Consider the following 21158-nt stretch of genomic DNA (forward strand, 5'->3'; position numbering starts at 1 on the left):
AGGGGGCCGCGGAAAATTACCTATGCGGCTTTCCCTTTCCCTCCTCTGCCGGCAAGGACTTTGCCTTGTGCTTGCTGTCGGCTACATCGTCTGCCTGTGCGCGGCTTCGCTCAATGCCGCGCCGAGGGTAGCCGAAGCGGGGAGCATCGCCAGCCTCGAACTGCTGCCGCAAGCGGAAAGCCCACACCTCGCCCCGGATGATCCCGCCCTCGCCGCGCCGACCCCCGAAACGTCGAACAAAAACCCGCAAAGCTGGGAAAGCCTGTTCCCGCTCCTTCTCGTCATCCTGTGGCCCCACCTGTTCCGGGCCGTCCGCCTCCGGCTCCAAAACCATCGGCTGCCGCGCCATACCGACATACGCGGCCTGCTCCCTCTCCCCGCCGCTCCACCCGTTCGCGTATCCTGCCATGTCTGCTGAGGATTCCATTCCCCTTTTTCCGTAGGCCGTGCCATAGGAAATGGCTGACGCTTTATTTCTCTCAATGCCAAGGGAATAACCGGCAAAATCCCCAACCAGAGAATCCGTCAACGGGAAAACGAGAGAAAAAGCCTTTCTTTTCATTGCATTGTGGAGATGAAACAACCACATTCCATGACAGGGCCTTTCCGTATCAAGCAGCGCCGCTCGGCCTGCATCTAGGAGCATCCCATGACCATCCATTGGCTGGATTACGCGATCATCATCCTGTATTTCTTCGTCGTGGTCTACATCGGCTACTGGGCCATGAAGAAAGTCACCAACTTTGACGATTACGCCGTCGCCGGGCGCGGCCTCCCCATGTCCATCTTCTTTGCGGCCATCGCAGCGACCCTGTGCGGGGGCGGCGCGACCATCGGGCGCGTCTCGTTCATGCACACCACGGGCATCGTGGTCTTCGCCGGGCTTGTCGGCGTGGTGATCAACCAGATCTTCTCCGGCCTGTACATCGCCGGGCGCGTGCACAACATCAAGAACGTCTACAGCGTGGGCGACCTCTTCGGGCTGTATTACGGGCGCGCGGGGCGGCTCGTCTCCAGCATCGTATGCTTTTTCTTCTGCCTTGGGCTGTACGGGGTGCAGATCCTGGCGATGGGCGCCATCCTCCAGACCGCCGTGGGCATAGACCTCATCCCGGCGGCGCTCATTTCCTCCATCATCACGCTGGCCTATACGTGGTCGGGCGGCATGCTCGCCGTGACCATGACCGACGCCGTGCAGTATGTGATCATTATCATCGGCGTGAGCCTGTGCGGGTATCTCGCCATCGACCATCTCGGCGGCTTCGATTCCATGATGGCGACCCTCAACAGCATGCCCCGCTATGAAGACAACCTGAAGGTGTTCTCAGGCTGGGGGCCGATCCAGTTCGCGGGCCTGTTCCTGAGCTTCCTGTTCGGGGAATTCTGCGCGCCGTACTTCATCCAGCGCTACGCCTCCACCAAATCCGCCAAGGACAGCAAGGCCGGGGTGCTGATCTTCTCCGTCCACTGGATCTTCTTCCTCGCCACCACCGCCGGGATCGGACTCGCTTCCATGGCGCTCCAGCCCGACGTCAAGCCCGACCTCGCCTTCACCAACCTTATCCGCGACGTGCTGCCCATCGGCGTGACCGGCCTTGTGCTGGCGGCCCTGCTCGCCGCCGTCATGTCCTCCGGCGCGGCCTTCATCAACACCGCCTGCGTCGTGTACACCCGCGACATCTACAACAAGTTCATCAACCCCAAAGCCACGCAGGATCAGATGCTGCGCCAGTCCCGCATGTCCACCCTGCTCGTGGGCGGCGTTTCCATCGGCGTCGCCATCCTGTTCCAGGACGTGTTCGGCCTGATGATCTACATCTTCAAGCTGTGGCCTTCGGCGATCATCCCGCCGCTGCTGGCCGGGCTGCTCTGGGGCAAGGTGTCGCCCTACGCCGGGGCCCCCGCCGTGACCATCGGCGTCGTGAGCTGCTTCCTGTGGAGCGACAAGATGCTCGGCGAGCCCTTCGGCATCCCCGCCAACCTCATCGGCATCGGCCTCAACTGCCTGACGCTGTTCGTCATCCACCAGATGACGAAGCACCGCGCCCCCTCGACGGGCATTTACGCCCCCGAAGCCCTGTAAGCCCGCAAGGAGACTCTCATGCTCGAATTCACGAAATACCTGATCTACGCGTCCTTCATCCTGAACATCGCCTGCGGCGTATGGGTGCTCACCGGCATCGTCCAGTGGATTGCGGAAATGAACAAGAAAAACTGACAGGAAAAATTCGGTTGAGAGGAGGGGCGGCGCTCTTCCCCCAAAAACCTCCTCCCAACCGATCCCCCCAACCTCCATCTCCAACGGCTTTCCCTTCAGCGGATTCCGTCCAAAGGTTTGCCCCCGGCAGAAAGAGGCGAGGGAACGGCGCGGGAATCGCGCCCGGTGGAAACGGCTTTTCACGAATACCCATACGGCAGGCTGCCCGCCGTATGCCAACCGAAAAGGAGCGAACATGAAAGGTGGTAAGCTGTATTACGACATGCCCATCGGCATCTTGTGCCTCGAATCGCTGTTCCCGAAACCGCGCGGGCACATGCGCAACCCATTGACGTACCGCTTCCCGACGGTAACGCGGGTCATCCGGGGCGTGGACATCCCGCGCCTGCTGTTCAATCCCACGCCGGATCTGCTGGAACCGTTCATTCAGGCCGCGAAAGAGCTTGAGGCCGACGGCGTGCAGGCCATTACCGGAAGCTGCGGCTTCATGGCCCGCTTCCAGAACCAAATCGCCGCCGAGCTGCACATCCCGGTTTTCCTGTCGAGCCTGCTCCAGCTTCCGCTGGTGCGCCTCATGCACGGCGAAAAGGCCAGCATCGGCGTCCTCACCGCCAGCCGCCAGGCGCTGACGCCCGCCCATTTCGCCAACTGCGCGACGCCGATGGAGTCGGTGCACATCCGGGGCATGGAAGGCAATCCCGAATTCTGGGAAACCATCATCGAAGGCAAGCGCCACGACTTCGACATGGAACGCCTCGAAGCCGAAATCGTGGGCTCCGCCGCCGCGTTTGCGCAGGAAAAGGCGCTCGACGCCCTCGTGCTCGAATGCACCGATCTCTCCGCCTTCTCCGCGCCCATCCAACGCGCCGTCAACCTGCCCGTCTACGACATCAATTCGCTCGTCGAATATGCCTATTACGCCGTCTGCCGGAAGGACTACTAGCCAGCCTCAAGGATTGCCAACTATCCTGCTCTTGCAGTACATACAATTACGGGGCTGCCTTTTGCTGCGGCAGAACCATTGCAAAACAAGAAAGGCGAAGGGGAAAACCTTCGCCTTTCCTCGTTATGAAAAGAAAGTCTCTGTTACAGTATGTGGTTGTTTCATCTCCACAGTATAGTGAAAATACAGCCTTTTTCTCAGGTCTTCCCCTTGGCGGGAGCCACGAATAAGGCATTTTGCCGGTTATCCCTTTGGAGTTTCAAAGAAAAAAACATCAACCATTTCCTATAACACAGCCCAAAGAAAAACACCGCCTCCCCCACATGCCGCAGGGAAAACAAAGATGACGTCCATGCCTCCAACGAGCATGGACAAACCCTATAACCATATGAAATATAGTCTAATACAAACCATACCCCTTACACCAGTAAACGCCATCCGTATGACCGTAGGAAAAGGCTATGTCCCGCCCCACGAAAATGGCCCGGTTGTGCGTCATCCACATGCCCACAGGGAAAAGCGCCAAAAGGGATTCGATAACATCAAAAGTCTTTGAGAGAGGAGGGATGGGGGTTTGGGGGAAGGGAGGAGAGAACTTTCTTCAGAAAGTTCTCTCCTCCCTTCCCCCAACCTTCCCCAACTTTCCCTACCCCCTACGCTTCACGGCACCACCAGATGACCTTGCCGATGATGCGGACGGACTCGGCCATGTCGCCGCGCAAGTCCACTTCGATGGGGTCGTAACGCTCATTCAGGCTGCGGAGAAGCATCCTATGGCCGGGCAGCGTCTCGATCTGCTTGATGTAGATTTCCTCGTTGACACCCACGGCATAGATCGTGTGGGGATAAATCTGCTGCTTGCTCTGGTCGATGAGGGCCATGTCCCCGTGGCGGATCTCCGGCTCCATGCTGTCGCCGTAAACCTTCATGAGCACCATCTTGTCGGGGTTCCCCTTCCGGCACAGCCAATCGGAACGAAAGGCAAAATAATCCAATACATCGGCTTCGGTTTGCAGGCTCCCTACCCCTGCGGAAAGGCTCGCCGCCACCAGAGGGATGCACAACAGGTCGAGATCGGGAACCGCCGCGCCCGCAGGCGTCGATGCCTGAGACGTTGATGAGGCAGCCGGAGCATGGGAAGCCGGGGTGGATTCGTCCCCCTTCCCGAACATCAGCCAGTCCATCGACAGGCCGCACCGCTGCGAAACTTTGACCACCCATCCTTCCGGGATCTTGCGCTTTCGCCGGGCCTGGCTCACGGCCTGCGGCGAAACGCCAAGAAGCGCCGCAAGCTGGGCGTCGCGATGCAGCCCCGCACCGGAGAGGAGGCGATCCAGAATGGCATTGGAATCGGATTCGGATAGTATTGTGCTCATGGGCCAACCTATACCCTATCCTTGATTGTTTTGTCAATCTCAACTTGCCCCTTGCGAGAAATATAAATCAATTTTCGTTCAATTTATCAATTTTTAATTGACAAATAAACCAGACTCAGGCACTTTCAAAACGCGCCGGGAGAACGGCGGATTTCGTGGAGCGAGACGATAAGGAGAAACCTCATGGCTATCAGTGAAGATTTGCGGAGCGTACAGGCGACACTCATGCAGGGGCTGAGCCTCGATAATGCACCGCTGCTGCGTCTGGTATGCAGCAACCTGCAATCCATCGCGGAACAGATCGAATCCCTTGAGAACCTCCCTTTGGCAACGCGGGATATCGCCGGAAAAACCGGACGCCGCCGGGGGAAACGATGCGCCCTCGGTGCGGTGTAATGCCGGTGAAGCCTTGCTTGCAATTGCAGTTGATGACAGTCAATAAAAACCAAGGCTGTGTCATAAAAAACGGTTGATGCTTTTTCCCCTGAAGCCCGAAAGGAATAACCGACAAAATGCCTCAGCCGTGGACTCCACCAAGGTGAACGCTAAAAAAGACTGTATTTTCACAGTACTGTAGAAATGAAACAACCACATACCATGACAGAGCCACAACGAATAGAAAATCATACTACAGTCATTGCCCGTCATTCAATATTGAGGTGACACCAGAGGATAATCCCTGCGGCAGGGCGTGAAGCTGGCCTCCTATGGGTACGGTATGAGCCCGTGCCGCTGTAGGCGGCTTGGGGAACAAGGAGCCCCTCCTGCTTCCTCTCCATCGCCTATGCTGCAACTGCAATGTATCCCTATGCAGACTCTCCCTCTGCAACTCAATTCATAGCGAAGCCACCTCAAGGCCGTCAGACTGCTGAAGAGCTGTTGTACTGTGGGAATATAGTTTTTGTAATATCCATAGTAAGGTTCATTCCTACGTGCATAACCCTTTAAAATATGTTTTCTTTGCTTGAACATCCGATACGGACGAAAAAAACTCGGCACAAAAGGCCGTTTTTTTGCCTCCATCTGGTTGACTCCGGGCTACTCAGCCTTATGTTGAGTGAGTCAAAGAGATTCCGCCAAAGGAGGATTTGGTCATGACGAACAAGGAACTCGAAGTTATTGTTTGTAGCGCGATGAACGCTCATAAGGAGCAAGGGACGCCTTTTGACCGCGATGCCTTTGTAGCCCTCGTTAAGATGGCGCAGGCCCTCTACCCCCATACGACCTACGAACATCAGATTGATGTCGTCGCCCGCATGAAGAGTATCGTCGATCCGATTGATGGCTTCCATCCCCGCTGGGAAACGGACGATTTGTTCGCCGCCTGCATCAAGGCCATTGAAGCCAAGCAGTCGTCTTATACCGTCCCCTATGAGGATGTCGTCATTTTCATCGACAGCATCAAGATGGCTTTGAAGAGGCTTGACCTGAAGGTGGACACCTGCTCATGCCTCCCCGCCCTAGCTGAAAAGCTGTAAATTTCTCAGCACCATTGCTGGAACAAACAGCCCGTGACACAGCTACGTCACGGGCTGTTTGTATTTGTTCCCTCAAGCTGCTTTTTTAAGGCTGTGCCATAGAAAATGGCTGATGCTTTTCCTTTAAGTTCCAAAGGGATAACCGACAAAATGCCTTAGCCAGAGATTCCGCCAAGAGGAAAACTGGAGAAAAAGGCTGTGTTTTTCCGTGCTGTAGAGGTGAAACAACTCCATACCAGGCCGTGTCGTCAATTCGATATAATCTATTGAAATTATTAGCTATTTTCAAACCGCGAACAAAATTGCTTTCAACAGTTTCAAATAGTTATATGTAAAGTAACGGCACAGCCTGGGGCTGAGCTTTTTTAATCAAGGAAAATACAAAAATAGGTTTTCTTCTGCATCCATACAATATTTGGGAACATGCTGTCATAGCATATGGTTGTTTTATCTACACAATACACTGAAAATACAGACTCGTGCTGATTTCTCTGCTGATGAGCTTCATGTTTGGGGCATTTTATTGGGTATTCCTTTGGCATTTCAAGGAAAAAGCATCAACCACTTCCTATGGCACAACCTTTGGAAAAACAAAGGGTTCCCGCAGTTCACATATAAACCCGGCACGGGACGTCCTTCTACAGGGACGCCCGTTCAGTTGCTGACGGCACATTCCCGAAACTGCCGACCAACCTCCCCTCCCATAGCGGACATTCTTTTGACGCCCCAAAAATCAATCTCAGATTGATTCATACGTCAATGTTCAGCCAACTCCGAGCCGCCCAGCCTATCAGGAAGGAAATGCCCGCCACGCTGAAACTGATGGTAATCATCTCAGCAAACCCACGCACGAACGATTCTTTCCTCACCACGGATACGAAGTAGGTAAAGCCCAAAATGATCAGTGCCGCGTCGAACAGGCAGAACCCCAGAGCCGCCAGCGGGCTGTCGAACACGATGTAAGGCAGCAACAGGAAAGCGACGGTGATCATATAGGCCACGCCGGTATATATCGCCGCCTTAAGCGGATGCTTTTCCGAACTGTCAGCCTTCTTGGACAAATATTCGGAAGCGGCCATCGACAGCGTCGCCGCCACCCCGGTAATGAACCCGGCCATGCCGACCATGCGGTTGTCATTGAGGGCCAGCGTAAACCCGGCCAGAGCGCCGGTCAGCTCAACCAACGCGTCGTTGAGGCCAAGCACCATCGAGCTTATATAACTGAGTTTTTCCTCGTGAATCATGGCCGCAAGCTGCGCCTCGTGACGGGTCTCGTCTTCCATGATGCTCCGGGCTTCGGGCAATTCCTCCATGAGTTTCCTGTAATTCTCCGCGGAATCGTCTTCCCCGCCTTCCATCAGATTGATCACGAACACGAGCCCAAAAACCTTCCCAAGCACCACAAACAGCCACACCCGAAACATATCGGCTTTGGCTTCAGTTCCCGTATAACGGCCCCATACCGCACAATGCAGGCCTTCATCACGAGACATCTTTTCAAGGATTTCACGGTTTTTTGGCAAACTGGCCTGTTTTGCCAGCGCCGCGTACACACGCTGATCCGTGGCCTCGCGGCCCTGCATCCTTCGGATAACGGCCAACGTCTCTTCCTTCATAGTTGCCTCCTCATAACCTACCGCTTTAATTGGCTTCACCGGAAATGGCAACCACTGAGAAGGGCTTGTCAGGGCCTTCCGAATGCGGCGGCGAGGAGCATGACGGCGGTACCGAGCTGAAGCGGATCATGCCATACGCTTGCACCCTCCGGGGCCCGGAGAGCCCATATGCAGGGCACGCAGGGAGCCGAAATGCACGCTCCGGCGGCAAGCCGATCCAAGGGGAAAAAGTCGTTGGTCGGCGCCGCGTCGAGCAGGCACCCAAACAGCGGCAATCCAGATAGATCGTCCGGCACGCAGGGGGTGCAGCCGGAGAGCGCCCCACAAGCGGCGCGGGCCTTTTCCCCATCCAAGTCGCACAGGAAAACCTCGTAGCCCGCGCGGGCCAGCGTCTCCGCACCGGCCCGGCCCACAGGCCCGGCCCCAAGCACAAGGGCGCGCTTTTCCAAACCCTTCCGCGCCGCCATACGTATCAGGGCGGTGGCAAACCCGCGCCCTGTGGCCCGCCCGTTTTCGCCTACGGTGCCGGTCAGGATGTTCTCAGCAAGGAACGTATCGTCGTCAGCCCAGATGAACAGATCAAACCCACCGCCCTTGGCGACCTGAAAGCCGGGCACGTCCGCCGGGAGCACATCGGCCTCAAAGCCAAGGTGGGCCGCAATGGAGGCCAATGAGTCCGCAAACCCGCCGATAACCCCTTCCCCAGACGAAATCGGAATCGCGCCTACCCGCAATTCCCGCACACCTGCGCGGGCGGTTTCGGGGGCGATGCCAAGCGTCCGGGACGCCAACGTCAACAGATCGTCACCCGTCAACTCTTCAAGCCGCCTTTCGTAGGTGGCCCATTCCGCTTCCATACCGGCAATATCGTTTTCCGTCAGCCGAGTCATGGCTCCTCCTTGGGATGGCGTGAATGTGGAAAACATACCCTCTGCGAACAAGGAAAGGCTGCGTCATGGGAAACGGTTGAGGCTTGATTTCTTGAAATTCCAAAGGAATAACCGATAAAACACCCCAACCATGAAATCCACCAGCAAAAATTGATAAAAAGCCTATATTTTCATCATGTTACTGATACAAAACAACTACATGCCATGACAGAGCCAAAGGAAAAACTCCCCTCTTCCCTCAAGGCTTCGGGTGGGAAGCCGTGCGGAGGGGATCACAATATACCTGTAGGTTGAGAGGAGGATATGCCGGGAGCGGCATTTCAGCAAAGGTTTTCTCCAGTGCGGGGAAGATGCGGGAGGTACGGGGAGAAACAAGCCCGACGCCGATAAGGACGATGGAACGCCGGATCATGAAGCCCCCCGGTTAAGAGCGGCATACCCCGCAAGCAGCCGCCGTTAAGTGGGGCAGGTTGGCTGCAATTGGGGCGCGCTTCTTCAATTGAAGCCGCCCTTTCCAACACGCCTTTCCAGCCCGTTTCCTTGCCACCCCCTGCAAATACGCCATACAGCCGCTGGGCGGGATGCCACTTCTTCCGCGTCCTGCCCCGCAAAGGTCAGGCTTGCGGCCCACGGGCCCGAAAGCAGGTTTCCACCACAACGGAGCCGTCCCCTTTCAGGGCTGCGGGCCAGCGTCGGCTTCAAACCGAACGCTCCAAGCCTCCCGGCACGAACGCGCCGGGCATCTCCGACCCCGCAAGCAGCCCACCGTTAAGTGAGACAGGTTGGCTGCAATTGGGGCGCGCTTCTCCAATTGAAGCCGCCCTTTCCAACACGCCTTTCCAGCCGTTTCCTTGCCACCCCCTGCAAATACGCCATACAGCCGCTGGGCGGGATGCCACTTCTTCCGCGTCCTGCCCCGCAAAGGCCAGGGTTGCGGCCCACGGGCCCGAAAGCAGGTTTCCACCAAAACGGAGCCGCTCCCTTTCAGATCTGCGGGCCAGCGTCGGCTTCAAACCGAACGCTCCAAGCCTCCCGGCACGAACGCGCCGGGCATCTCCGGCCCCGCAAGCGGCCCACCGTTAAGTGAGACAGGTTGGCTACAATTGGGGCGCGCTTCTCCAATTGAAGCTACCCTTTCCAACACGCCTTTCCAGCCCGTTTCCTTGCCACCCCCTGCAAATGCGCCATACAGCCGCTGGGCGGGATGCCACTTCTTCCGCGTCCTGCCCCGCAAAGGCCAGGGTTACGGCCCACGGGCCCGAAAGCAGGTTTCCACCAAAACGGAGCCGCTCCCTTTCAAGGCTGCGGGCCAGCGTCGGCTTCAAACCGAACGTTCCAAGCCTCCCGGCACGAACGCGCCGGGCATCTCCGACCCTGCAAGCGGCAAAGCGCGGAGACGCTTTACCATGCCCTGCGGATACGCTACGTTCTTCATCGACCCCTTTCATATATCAAAAGCGTACAGGCCCCATAAGATATTGCTCAGCGGAAAAAATCAAACGCCTCCAACCATACAGGATTCCCCATGCCAAGAACTTCCGCCCCGTGCTTTTTCCTTGATCTCCGGGGCCGCTTCATGCCGCATATGGCAATCTCATATATCTATGAACAACGGGAGGGCGAGGGTGAACCATTCCCAAAAGCCCGGTAAAGGTGCCGTACCTGGCGAGGAACCAAAAGCCGATTCCCTCCGCGAGCGTGTCTATCAATACCTCAAGGACGCCATGCGTGCGGGAAACCTGCGGTATGGCGAATTCCTCGATCAGGACAGCATTTGTGAAACCCTCGAAGTCAGCAAGACACCCTTGCGCGACGCCCTTATCCGCCTCGAAGCGGAAGGCTTCGTAACCATCCTGCCCCGTAAGGGCGTCTACATCAACCCCATCACGCAGGATTTCATCAAAAGCGCGTACCAAATCATCGGTTCCATTGAGGCCGACTGCCTCAATGAAGTCTTCGGCAAGCTCACCACCTACCATGTCCGGCAGTTTGAGGCCTCCAATGAAAGACAGTGGGAACTGCTCAAAAAGAACGACTATACGGAATATTATGATGAAAATATCCGCTTTCACGGCATATTCCTGTCGCTCTCCGAAAATATCCTGCTCGAACAGACGCTCATCCCGCTGCGCCGCCGCCTCTACGACTTCCCGCGCCGCCAGTATTCCTACGAATGGGAATCCATGAACCTCAATACCCATCAGCGTTTCATCGATTCCGTCAAACTCGGCAACCGCGAAGCCGCCGTCAGCATCTTCCGTATTGAACACTGGTCTTATGAGGTTCACAAAAAATATCTCAAACTCTATTACGACTTCGATCAAAAGAAATGACGCCCCGGCGTTGGGGCAGCCGCAAAAGGGAACGCCGTTCCTCAACGGCCCTGCCATATATGCGGCTGTTTCATCTCCACAGCGCGGTGAAAAATATAGCCTTTTTCTTCAGCTTTCCCCTTGGCGGAATCCATGCCTACGGCATTTTGCCGGTTACTCCTTTGAAACTTCAAGGAAAAAACATCAGCCATTTTCTCTGGCACGGCCTTCCACAGTTGAGCCTGCAAGAAGCGGGAGGCTACGGCGCGTCCCTCCGGGGGACATTCGCTTTTCTAGGCCGTGTCGTCATTTTACATATAACCATTTGAAATTATTTAAAACAATCTTTTTGTGACTTAAAATAGTTAAATAATTTCAATATATTATCTCAAATTAACGGCACTACCTAATGTATTTTGAAAAGCTGTGTCATAGAAAACGGTTGATGCTTTATTTCTTGAAATTCCAAGGAAATAACCAATAAAAGCCCCCAATCATGGCGCCCACCAGCGGAAAAATTGGAAAAAAGTTATATATCTTCAGCATATTGATGAAACAAAACAACCATGTACTATGACAGAGCCTTTTGAAATGGCTGTGTTATAGAAAGGCTGTATTATAGAAAATGGTTGATGCTTTTTTCCTTGAAGTTCCAAAGGGATAACCGGAAAAAGGCCTTAGCCGTGAATCCCGCCAAGGGGAAAACCGGAGAAAAAGGCTGTATTTTCACCGCACTGTGGAGATGAAACAACCACATGCCATAACAGAGCCTTTGAAATCATTCAGCCGTCCTCTTGACTTGTCATGGCGCCATTCCATTGAAAACGTAAACGTCTCCCTCCGGGCTGGGAAACGCCATTGCCCGTTCATACACCCTTGCCGTTTTCTCTCCGGGAGAGGCGTTGAAGCCGCCAAACGGTCGGGGAAGCCCGGCCTTCCTTTTTTCCGGTCTTCCGATGGAGCGAGAAACAGGGCAAAACCATGAGGGTGGAAGACTGGAAAAGATGCCATTGTGCCTTACGCCCAATGTTGATAAGGCAAGACCGGGCGGAGCCGCCCGTACTGGGAGTTCTACTTCATCACGGACATAACTCCCCCTTTGGGAGGAGCCGCCCCGCCCACATGGGGAATTCTCATGCACCTTGTCCGCACGGCCAAGCGTGAGCGGAGCCGCCGCGCCCGCACGGGGAGTTCCGTTCCGAAACGGGGAGGCGAGGGGAGCCTGCCGGCACGCCGCCGGGATAGGGAGGCATTCATGGGCTTTTTTCTGGGGCTGTTTTCTTCCGCGACGTTCGGGCTGATCCCGCTGTTCACTCTGCCGTTGATCCACGACGGGCTTTCCCCGGCTTCGGTCTTGTTCTACCGATTCCTTATCGCGTCATTGACGCTTGGGGCCGTGCTTGTGCTGCGGCGGGAGCGCTTCCATGCCAGAGCAATCGATCTGTGCAAGCTGGCGGGCATGAGCTTCATGTATACCGCAGCAGCGCTGCTGCTTTTTTACGGCTTGAACCACATGCCGAGCGGCGTCGCCACCACTATCCAGTTCCTGTACCCCGTTATGGTCATGCTGCTCATGATCGCCTTTTTTCATGAGCAGTTTTCCCTGATCACAGCCTGTTCCATCGTGCTTGCCGTGGCGGGGGTGGCCTTGCTTTCCATCGGGGGGGACAGCAGCAAGCCCGTCACCCTGCTCGGCGTGGGCATGATGCTCCTTTCGGGTTTCTGCAACGCCTTGTACATCACGGGGATCCACGTCGCGGGGATCAGGAACATGAACGGCCTCGTCATGACCTTCTACGTGCTGCTCTTCGGGGCGGCGTTTGCGTTCGCCAATGCCGTCGGCACGGGAACCTTCCAGCCCCTGTCCTCATGGTGGGAATTCATGATGGCAACCCTGCTCGCCGTAATCACGGCGGTGCTGTCCAACTTCACCCTCGTGCTCGCCGTCCAGCGCATCGGCTCGACCCTGACATCCGTCCTCGGCGTCATGGAACCCCTTACAGCCGTTTTCGTAGGCATCATCGTCTTCAACGAACCTTTTACGCCCGCACTCGTCGGCGGCGTGATCCTTATCGGCTCCTCCGTCACCCTCGTCATGCTTGGCAAACAGGTTCAGGCCCTCGCCCGGAAACTGCAAAGAAAAACGGCTTAACCCCACAACCCAACACGCCCTTCAAAAACAAAAGGCGGGGAAAACTGCTTTCTCCGCCTTTTCGCCGTTGCCGTGCCGCCCCGGATAACTCCAACGAGCCCTTTACGCCCACACTCGGCGGCGTAATCCTTATCGGCTCCTCCGTCACCCTCGTCATGTTCGGCAAACAGGTTCAGGCCCTCGCCCGGAAACTGCAAAGAAAAACGGCTTAACCCCACAGCCCAACACGCCCTTCAAAAACAAAAGGCGGGGAAAACTGTTTTCCCCGCCTTTTCGCCGTTGCCGTGCCGCCCCGGATAACTCCAACGAGCCCTTTACGCCCGCACTCGTCGGCGGCGTGCTCCTTATCGGCTCCTCCGTCGCCCTCGTCATGCTCGGCAAACAGGTTCAGGCCCTCGCCCGGAAACTGCAAAGAAAAACGGCTTAACCCCACAACCCAACACGCCCTCCAAAAACAAAAGGCGGGGAAAACTGCTTTCCCCGCCTTTTCGCTGTTGCCGTGCCGCCCCGGATAACTCCAACGAGCCCTTTACGCCCGCACTCGTCGGCGGCGTGCTCCTTATCGGCTCCTCCGTCACCCTCGTCATGCTCGGCAAACAGGTTCAGGCCCTCGCAGGGGGGGGCGGCACGCAGGAACATTTCGGATGCGCATGTCTCCCGGTTACATGGATAAAAAAAAGCTGTGTCATAGGAAACGGTTGATAGTTTGTTTCCTCAAATTCCAGTTGATGTTTTATTCCTTCAAATTTCAAAGGAATAACCAATAAAATGCCCCCAATCTGGAGCCCATCAGCAAAAATTTGAAAAACACATGTATTTTCATTATATTACAAAAAACAACCGCATACTATGACAGAGGCAAAGAAAAAGCTCTGTTCTTCTAAAAAGTGTTTAAATTGGTTCTGTCATAGCATGCGGTTGTTTCACCTCAACAACACGGTGAAGATACAGGCTTTTTATCCAGTTTTCCCATCGGCGGAATCCATAGCTGCGGAATCCATAGCCAAGGTATTTTGTTTATTATTCCTTTGGAATTTCAGGGAAAAAGCATAACCCGTTTTTATGACACAACCTTTCTCATTATTTCAAAAATTACAAAATAAACCAGTTAGCAGAACGGAGTTAAGAAAAGATAGAAAAAGATGAAAAATAGAAAAGGCAGGGCCCCTCGTCCTTCTTACTTGAATGGCTTTGAAATGAAGGACTGTACGCACAAAGCCCGTCATACGGGGCAACCACCTCCCATATCACGGGAAAATGCCGAACAGGGATTCGATAAACGCAAAAGTCTTTGGAAAGGGAGGGATGGGGTTTGGGGAAGGGAGGGAAAAGCTTTTCTTCAGAAAAGTTTTCCCTCCCTTCCCCAATGCTTCAAACGAACCGCTTATGCGCAGTCGTGCTTGTCCCAAGGCTCGCGGTTGTCGCGCTGGATGACGGACTCCATACGGACGAGGGCTTCCTTGAGCTTCTTGATTTCTTCCAACTTGAGGTTGGGGTTCTTCATCACCTGATAGATGATCGCGCCGGTGCAGGACTCGTCGACGGGGAGGTCGGCGATGGTGGCGATGGTCACGGCGATGTCCTGCGCATTGACGGCACGCCCGACGGTGCCCGCCTTGGCATTGACGGCAAGCCCGTAGAAGGCCGTGCCGGAAGCGGAAGCGACCACAACCAGCGTGCGGCGGTCGGCGGCTTCAAGGGCCGGGGCGAGGGCGTCCGCGCCTTCGACGATCACCAGCGCGGCGTCAGCTTCAAACGCGGCTTCGATGCCGGAGGCGTCGGCGCAAACCCCGCCGAGGGCGACGGCCAGTTCCTTGAGCCCCGCGGCATCCGCATGGGGCAGCACGGCGGCCTTTTTCTTCAGCTTGTCCAGCGCCTCGCCGGAACCGTTGAGATCAAGCGCATCAGCCAACACGAGAAGGGCCTTCTTTTCAGCCATGACGATATTTTCCTTATTCGACGGGCAGTAACCCGTTGTTGTTTGTCCCCCTTCCCACGCGGCGGGGACTCCCTGCCAACCGTGAAAGATGGGGTATTAAGAACGGCTCCGGCATAGAATATGGTTGTTCCATCTCCACAGTATGGTGAAAAGGGAGACTTTTTCCCCCATTTCCCCGTTGACGGACTCTCTGTTGAGGGATTTTATTGGTTATCCCCTTGGAGTTTCGAGAAATAAGGCATCAACCATTTCCTATGGCACAGCCTAACGAACATCCCCTTTCCAGCCCGGCAGGAACTCCCGCCGCGCGGCCTCCCCGCCAGCCAAAACGTTTGGGGGATGAGGGGCCGGGGAGGGGAGAAGGAGACACTTTCCAAAGGAGCCCCCCTCCCCCGGTTTCTTCATCCGCTCAGCCTACTTCACCAGATTGGGGTCTTCCATGATCTGGTAAATGGGCGCGCCTTCGGCGTCCGCGGGCACTGGGCCGCCGGTCATGTAGCAGAGGGTGGGCACGATGTCCGCCAGCCAGCGCGGGCGGGTGTAGCGGTAGCCCTTCTTGATGTTCGGGCCGCGGAACATGAGGAGGTTCTTGAGGCTGCCGCAGCCGGATTCGCCGGTGGGCAGGCCGTAGCCGTGTTCCGCCATATATTCCGGCTTGAGGACGTACACCACGTCGCCCGCCTGCGCGCCGCCCATGCCGAAGACATGCGCGTCTTCCCTGCGTACCGCGAGGAGCACGGGCCGCTCGCCGGTCTCGGGATGCTTGTAGTCGAGCAGGGCGTCGATGATCCGGTCGCGCACCTTCTCGTAATCCTCAGGCTCGACGATGCCGCCGGGGTACTTGCCCTTGAGGTTCACATACACGAACATGTAACGCTGCGGGACAGCAAGGGATTTGCTCACGTCGAGCACGTAGTTGAAGCCTTCGGTCTCTTCGTAGATGTCCCAGTAGTTCTCGGACTTCTTGGGCTCGTAGGAACACAGGCCCGCTTCCTTGAGGGCGTGGGCGGTGTTCAGGATCGGGCCCATCGGGGTCGCGCCGTGGTCGGAACACACGCACATCAGGGTGTCGTCGCCCATGATGTCCATGAGGCGCCCAAGAAGGCGGTCTTCCACTTCGTAAATGTGGCGCTCCATCTTTTCGGCGCGGGCGCGGACTTCAGGGTCCTTGCTGTCCAGCTCGCTCAGCCAGCCGTGATAGAACCAGTCGATGGGGTGGGAGTGCATGTAGAACAGATCCCAGTCCGGGTTGGCCTTGAGCAGGGATTCGATGGTGTTCCAGAGCCATGCGCTGTGGAACTCCACCAGCTCGCACACGGTATCGGTGTCGATGATGCCGTGGAGGAAGGCCACCAGCCCGATGTCGTTCGCGGTGATGTGCTTGGAAAAATCAATCTGATCGGCGGCTTCTGGGGGGGCGACGAAACCGATGCGGCCCGCGATGCCGGAGATGTACAGCTTGAATTCCTCGGCGTCGTCGGAGAGTTGCATCAGTTTGCAGCGGAACACGCCCTTTTCGGTGCGCCCGTCGGCCTTGATGGTGAAGTCATGCTGAACCGGCTCGCTCCATTCGCCGAGCTTGATAGTGAAGAACGCCTTCGAGTAATCCTTTTCAGGGCACAGGGCGATGCGGTCATAGCCGTCGTCGCCGCTTTCCCAAGCGAGGCAATACCACGTCTGGGCTTCGACCGGCTCGACGCATTCCTTAAAGACCATGTTCACGGCCATTTCCAGCGGTTCGTCGCATTCGGGCAGGTTCTTCCAGCCTTTGGCGTCGTCGAAGGAGCCCTGAACGCCCATCGGGTAAAATTCCGTGGAGATCACGCTTTCGGAAGCGAGGAATTCCTTGTGCTCGTTGCCGTGCAGGGGCCAGCGGGTTTCGGCGGGCGAGAGGCCCTGCCCCATGATCATGACGCCGTTCTTCATGTGGGAAGGCCACGACATGGGGTAGTTGACCACGATGCACTTCTTGCCGGTTTTGTCCCACGCGTCCCATATGGTTTCGGCGGTCACGATGTCGGAGCCGAACGCCTGCGTGGTTTCCTTGTAATCGAGGCTGCGGCCTTCATGGTAATAGTAATAGTCCTCCACGCCGTGCGTGCGGGGATAGGCGCCCGTGCAGATGGTCGCCCAAGACGGCGGGGTGACGGTGGGCAGGTTGTAGCCTTCGGGGATGAAGCTGCCTTCAGCCATGAATTTACGGAAGTTTTCCAGCCCACCCTGCGCCAGCATGGCTTCCAGACGTTTCGGGATGAGGCAGTCATACCCAATGAGTGCGGCGCGCTTCGCTTTGTCTGCCATCACGGACTCCTTCTCTGTTGCGGTCAAAGGTTCAGGGCCGCTTGCCGGCCCGGTGTGTCGTCGGCAAGGCTGTATCAAGATGCGTGCCAGATGCTTCCAAAGGCCCCGCAGGGCCGCTTTCAGGATATTTTGCTCCTTTTTGGACAATACGCGGGGATGCACGGGCCCCGCTTCGCGGCGCAAAAGGCGACAACCTTGTCATAGGGCGTTCATTGCCGGGCATAACATATGGAAATCATAATGGCTGAAAAGAAAAGCCTCCTTTGTCGCAAATGGTGACATAAATGTCGTATACGGGGCATATGAAAGCATCTTTCATGCTAATTCAGTGTATTGAAAGAAAATGTTCCTTTTGGCACAATCTTGGCAACACCCTCAGCCAAAACTACGGCCCCGAATCAGACCGGGCTGAGGAGAGCGCATGAACCAAGCTACAGACAAAGGCAACGGCATTGATTTGCGTCCCGAGTGGGGGATCTTCATCCCTTCCGTATTGGTCATCATCCTGATCAGCATTCCAGCCGTCCTGTACCCCAAGGCCGCCGAAGAAGTGGTCGCCGCCATCTACCAGCCGTTCGCGGCGAACTTCGGCACGCTCTACCTGTGGATCACGGTGGGGTTGATTGTCCTGTGCGTGTATTTCGCGTGCAGCCGGTACGGCGACATCAAGTTCGGGGACCCGGACGAGAAGCCGGAATTCCCCCTGTCCTCATGGATAGCCATGATCTTCTGTTCCGGGGTGGCCGGGGCGGTCATGTTCTGGTCGATCATCGAGCCCCTGTGGGACATCGTGCAGCCCCCGCAATACGCCGCGCCCATGAGCACGCAGGCCTATGACTGGGCCCTCGCCTACCTGCTGCTGCACTGGGGGCCGAACGCATGGTGCACCTATTTCATCACCGCCCTGCCCATCGCCTACATGTTCCATATCCGCCGCAAGCCGTTCCTGCGCATCAGTTCCGCCGCCGACATGATCATCGGCAAACAGAAGGACGGCCTCATCGGGCGCTGCGTGGACGTGTTCTTCATCCTCGGCCTGATGTTCTGCACCGCCGTGACCATGTGCATCTCCCTGCCCACGGTGGAGGCCGCGCTGGCGCGGGTGTTCGGCATCACGCCCTCGTTCGGGCTTGAAATCGCCATCCTGCTCGTGAGCGCGCTGCTTGCGGGCGTCACGGTGTATCTCGGCCTCAAGAAGGGCATCAAGCGCCTCAGCGACCTCAACGTGATCATCGCGCTCGCCATGGTGGCCTACGGCGCGCTGGTCGGCCCCACGGCCTCGCTGTTCGACATCTTCACCAACGCCGTGGGCAGGATGCTCGGCAACTTCTGGAACATGACCTTCTGGACAAACCCGTTCTCCGAAGGTTCCTTCCCCCGCGACTGGACCATCTTCTACGCCCTGTTCTGGGCGGGGTACGGGCCGTTCATGGGCCTGTTCATCGCCCGCATCTCACGGGGGCGCACCGTCCGCGAAGTCATCGGCTGGGGGATGTTCGGCACGGTGGCGGGCGGCTTCATGATCCACGGCGTGTTCGGCTCCTATACGCTGTGGGCGCAGTACCACGGCATCATCGACGCCGTATCCATCCTCAAGGCGCAGGGCGCGCCCGCCGCCATGATGGCCGTCATCGACACGCTGCCGTTCAGCAAGGCCGTCATGCTGGTCTACTGCGCCTTCTCCACGATTTTCCTCGCCACCACGGTCAATTCCGGCTGTTACGTGGTTTCCGCCACCGCAACCCGCAGGATGCCCGTGGACGCCGACCCGCACCGCTACCACTGTACGTTCTGGGCCGTGGCGCAGGGCCTGCTGGCGCTTGGGCTGCTGGCTATGGGCGGTCTTGAGGTGGCGAAGATTTTCGGCAACTTCTCCGGCGCGCTGATGGCTCTTCCGTCGCTGCTCCTGACGGCCTGCTGGCTGAAGATCATCCGCGAGGACGGCAAGGAACTGCTGCATACCTACCGGGCCAAGGACTGACGCCCGGCGCGGAACCAGATCCAGCAAAAACCCGCCCCATGTCCGGCAGCATAGGGGCGGGTTTTGCGTTTCTGTGCGCCGCATTGCCGTGGCGCGCAAGCCCCACGCCCCCGAAAAATCCCTTTCCCATGCCTTGCGGCGAATGTCCTTTGTCGACGCCTGGCTAGCGTTTACGCCGGATTATGGAGGGCTGGGCCCGCCTTTTTGCGGCCTTGCGGCTCCCCATCAAAACACGTAACGTCACCGCAGGCCGCCTCCGGGCGGGAGATCCCTTCACGGCTGGCGCGCCGCCATGCCGGAGCGTCCCGGACAACACAAAGGAGCCCTGATGCGCAGTCGCCTTTGTCCCAAAGAGGCGTTGTTCACGCCGAGCTTTATTGCCGTCTGTTCCGCGAACCTGCTGTTCTTCATCGCCAGCTTCATGATGGTGCCCGTCCTGCCGATCTACCTGCTCGACGGCCTGCACGCCTCCAAGTCCGTCGTGGGCATCATCCTTTCCGCGTACATGATCGGCGCGCTGGTCATGCGCCCCATTTCCGGCTTTCTGGCGGATCAGTTCCCGCGCAAGATGCTCTTCCTCGCCTGCGGCATCCTGTTCGCCGCCCAGTTCGAGGGGTACCTGCTGTTCAAGGCGCTGGCGCTCGTGGGCATCGTCCGGGCGCTGCACGGCATGAGCTTCGGCGCGCTTTCCACCTCCGCCGCCACCCTCGCCGTCGACGTCATCCCCATCGCCAAGCTCGGCACCGGCATCGGCCTGTACGGGATGATGGGATCGCTCGCTATGGCCCTCGGCCCCATGATCGGCATGCTCGTCCTTGAGGCGGGATCATACGACGCCGTGTTCATCACCGCGATGGGCTGCGCGGCGGGCGGCGTCCTGCTCGGCCTGCTGGTCAGGAAACAGCGCGTGACCCTCAGCCGCGGCGAAAAAATCTCGCTTGACCGCTTTTTCCTGAAAAAAGGCACCTACGCCTTCATCGGGCTGGTGCTCATGGCCTTCGTGTACGGGCTGCTCGTCAACTACCTGTCCGTCTTCGCCCGCGAACGCCACGTCATGGCGAACCCCGGCTACTTCTTCCTGCTCATGTCCCTTGGGCTCGTCCTCAGCCGCCTTTTTGCGGGCGGCATGATCGACAAGGGCTACATCGGCCGGCTCATCCTCGGCGGCAAGAGCGCCATCCTGCTGGCTTCCCTGCTCTTCCTCTTCGTGCCCACGGAAACCGTGTTCTTCGGCTCCGCCGTGGCCTTCGGGCTCGGCTTCGGGATGATGTCGCCTTCCTACCAGACCCTGTTCATCAACCTTGCCGAACCCACCCGGCGCGGCACGGCCAACGCCACCTACCTCATCGCGTGGGACGTGGGCATCGGCGCGGCCGTGCTCCTCGGCGGGCTCATCGCGGAAATATCCAGCTTCGACCACGCGTTCATCCTCGGCCTGATCATGCTGTTCTTCTCCGCCGTGCTGTATATGAAGGTCATCGGCCCGCAATACGAGAAAAACAAGCTGCGCTGAGGCCCCCCGGCCCACGCGAAAAGGGTGGGGCTGTTTGGGACGATCCGATCCCGGCCCCACGGAAAGGGCGGGGCCGCACAGCGCTACCCCTTGCAAAAAACGGACGCCCCGCCAACGCGGAAGGCACCCGTTTTCCGATGTTCCGCCCCAATCCCAAAGAAACCGGAATACGCAGGGATTCGATAAGATAAGACCGTGGGAAATGGCTGAGGCTTTCTCCACATTCCAAAGGGATGGCCAACAAGCTGCCACAGCCGTTGGGCCGCCAGCGGGAAACGGGAAAAAGGCCGTACTTTCACCGTGCTGCGGAGATGGAACAGCCGCATCCTATGCCGGAACCTAAAGCAGGGGCCTTTGGAAAGGGGGAGAGCCCGGCAGGGGTAAGGATTCGATAACGTAAGGCCGTACCGCAGGAAGCGGCTGAGACTTTCTCCATGTT

General features: G+C 57.4%; 14 protein-coding genes. 9 read left to right on the forward strand and 5 right to left on the reverse strand.

Going from position 1 to position 21158, the window contains the following annotated elements; translation table 11 throughout:
- The first annotated feature begins 22 nt into the window (after positions 1 to 22).
- The 3 genes from AC6I1V_RS17370 (at position 23) to AC6I1V_RS17380 (ending at position 3161) form a co-directional block, all read left to right on the forward strand.
- Positions 23 to 418 (forward strand): hypothetical protein, encoded by a 396-nt coding sequence (locus AC6I1V_RS17370; RefSeq protein WP_302554754.1) that lies wholly within the window; start codon positions 23 to 25, stop codon positions 416 to 418.
- A 231-nt stretch (positions 419 to 649) separates the two neighbouring features.
- Positions 650 to 2083: a sodium:solute symporter family protein gene (locus AC6I1V_RS17375; RefSeq protein ID WP_337431829.1), complete on the forward strand. Its 1434-nt coding sequence runs from the start codon at positions 650 to 652 to the stop codon at positions 2081 to 2083.
- A 370-nt stretch (positions 2084 to 2453) separates the two neighbouring features.
- The gene (locus AC6I1V_RS17380; RefSeq protein WP_302554469.1) at positions 2454 to 3161 is read left to right on the forward strand and encodes an aspartate/glutamate racemase family protein; all 708 of its coding nucleotides are present in this window, start codon (positions 2454 to 2456) and stop codon (positions 3159 to 3161) included.
- Between the two features lie 653 nt (positions 3162 to 3814).
- On the opposite strand, the gene AC6I1V_RS17385 is transcribed toward AC6I1V_RS17380, so the two are convergent.
- Positions 3815 to 4537, reverse strand: coding sequence for a LexA family transcriptional regulator (locus AC6I1V_RS17385; protein WP_302554468.1), 723 nt, complete (start codon positions 4535 to 4537; stop codon positions 3815 to 3817).
- Positions 4538 to 4720: 183 nt separating this feature from the next.
- Here AC6I1V_RS17385 and AC6I1V_RS17390 point away from each other — a divergent pair, with 183 nt between their 5' ends.
- Positions 4721 to 4933 carry a hypothetical protein gene (locus AC6I1V_RS17390; protein WP_486854495.1) on the forward strand — a complete coding sequence of 71 codons (213 nt, stop codon included), beginning with the start codon at positions 4721 to 4723 and terminating at the stop codon, positions 4931 to 4933.
- Between the two features lie 698 nt (positions 4934 to 5631).
- Positions 5632 to 6015 carry a hypothetical protein gene (locus AC6I1V_RS17395; protein WP_486854494.1) on the forward strand — a complete coding sequence of 128 codons (384 nt, stop codon included), beginning with the start codon at positions 5632 to 5634 and terminating at the stop codon, positions 6013 to 6015.
- 749 nt (positions 6016 to 6764) lie between these two features.
- Here the strand turns inward: AC6I1V_RS17395 and AC6I1V_RS17400 are convergent.
- Complete coding sequence (locus AC6I1V_RS17400; protein WP_486854493.1) at positions 6765 to 7631, reverse strand: VIT1/CCC1 transporter family protein; 867 nt, start codon at positions 7629 to 7631, stop codon at positions 6765 to 6767.
- Between the two features lie 68 nt (positions 7632 to 7699).
- Entirely contained in the window at positions 7700 to 8521 is an 822-nt protein-coding gene (pylD, locus tag AC6I1V_RS17405) for a 3-methylornithyl-N6-L-lysine dehydrogenase PylD (RefSeq protein ID WP_486854492.1), read from the reverse strand.
- Positions 8522 to 10146: 1625 nt separating this feature from the next.
- On the opposite strand from pylD, the gene AC6I1V_RS17410 reads away from it, so the two are divergent.
- Entirely contained in the window at positions 10147 to 10854 is a 708-nt protein-coding gene (locus AC6I1V_RS17410) for a GntR family transcriptional regulator (protein WP_337431418.1), read from the forward strand.
- 1114 nt (positions 10855 to 11968) lie between these two features.
- The gene (locus tag AC6I1V_RS17415; RefSeq protein ID WP_486855035.1) at positions 11969 to 12985 is read left to right on the forward strand and encodes a DMT family transporter; all 1017 of its coding nucleotides are present in this window, start codon (positions 11969 to 11971) and stop codon (positions 12983 to 12985) included.
- Positions 12986 to 14369: 1384 nt separating this feature from the next.
- Here AC6I1V_RS17415 and AC6I1V_RS17420 read toward each other — a convergent pair.
- A complete protein-coding gene (locus tag AC6I1V_RS17420; protein WP_308772423.1) occupies positions 14370 to 14924 on the reverse strand; it encodes a hypothetical protein in 555 nt (184 codons plus the stop codon).
- Between the two features lie 414 nt (positions 14925 to 15338).
- Entirely contained in the window at positions 15339 to 17225 is a 1887-nt protein-coding gene (locus AC6I1V_RS17425) for an alkaline phosphatase family protein (protein WP_486854856.1), read from the reverse strand.
- Positions 17226 to 17646: 421 nt separating this feature from the next.
- Between AC6I1V_RS17425 and AC6I1V_RS17430 the strand changes: the two genes are divergently transcribed.
- Positions 17647 to 19206 carry a BCCT family transporter gene (locus AC6I1V_RS17430; protein WP_486854857.1) on the forward strand — a complete coding sequence of 520 codons (1560 nt, stop codon included), beginning with the start codon at positions 17647 to 17649 and terminating at the stop codon, positions 19204 to 19206.
- Between the two features lie 328 nt (positions 19207 to 19534).
- Positions 19535 to 20719 (forward strand): MFS transporter, encoded by a 1185-nt coding sequence (locus AC6I1V_RS17435; protein ID WP_302552659.1) that lies wholly within the window; start codon positions 19535 to 19537, stop codon positions 20717 to 20719.
- Positions 20720 to 21158 lie beyond the last annotated feature (439 nt).

The organism is Bilophila sp. T19-St14 (assembly GCF_059728385.1).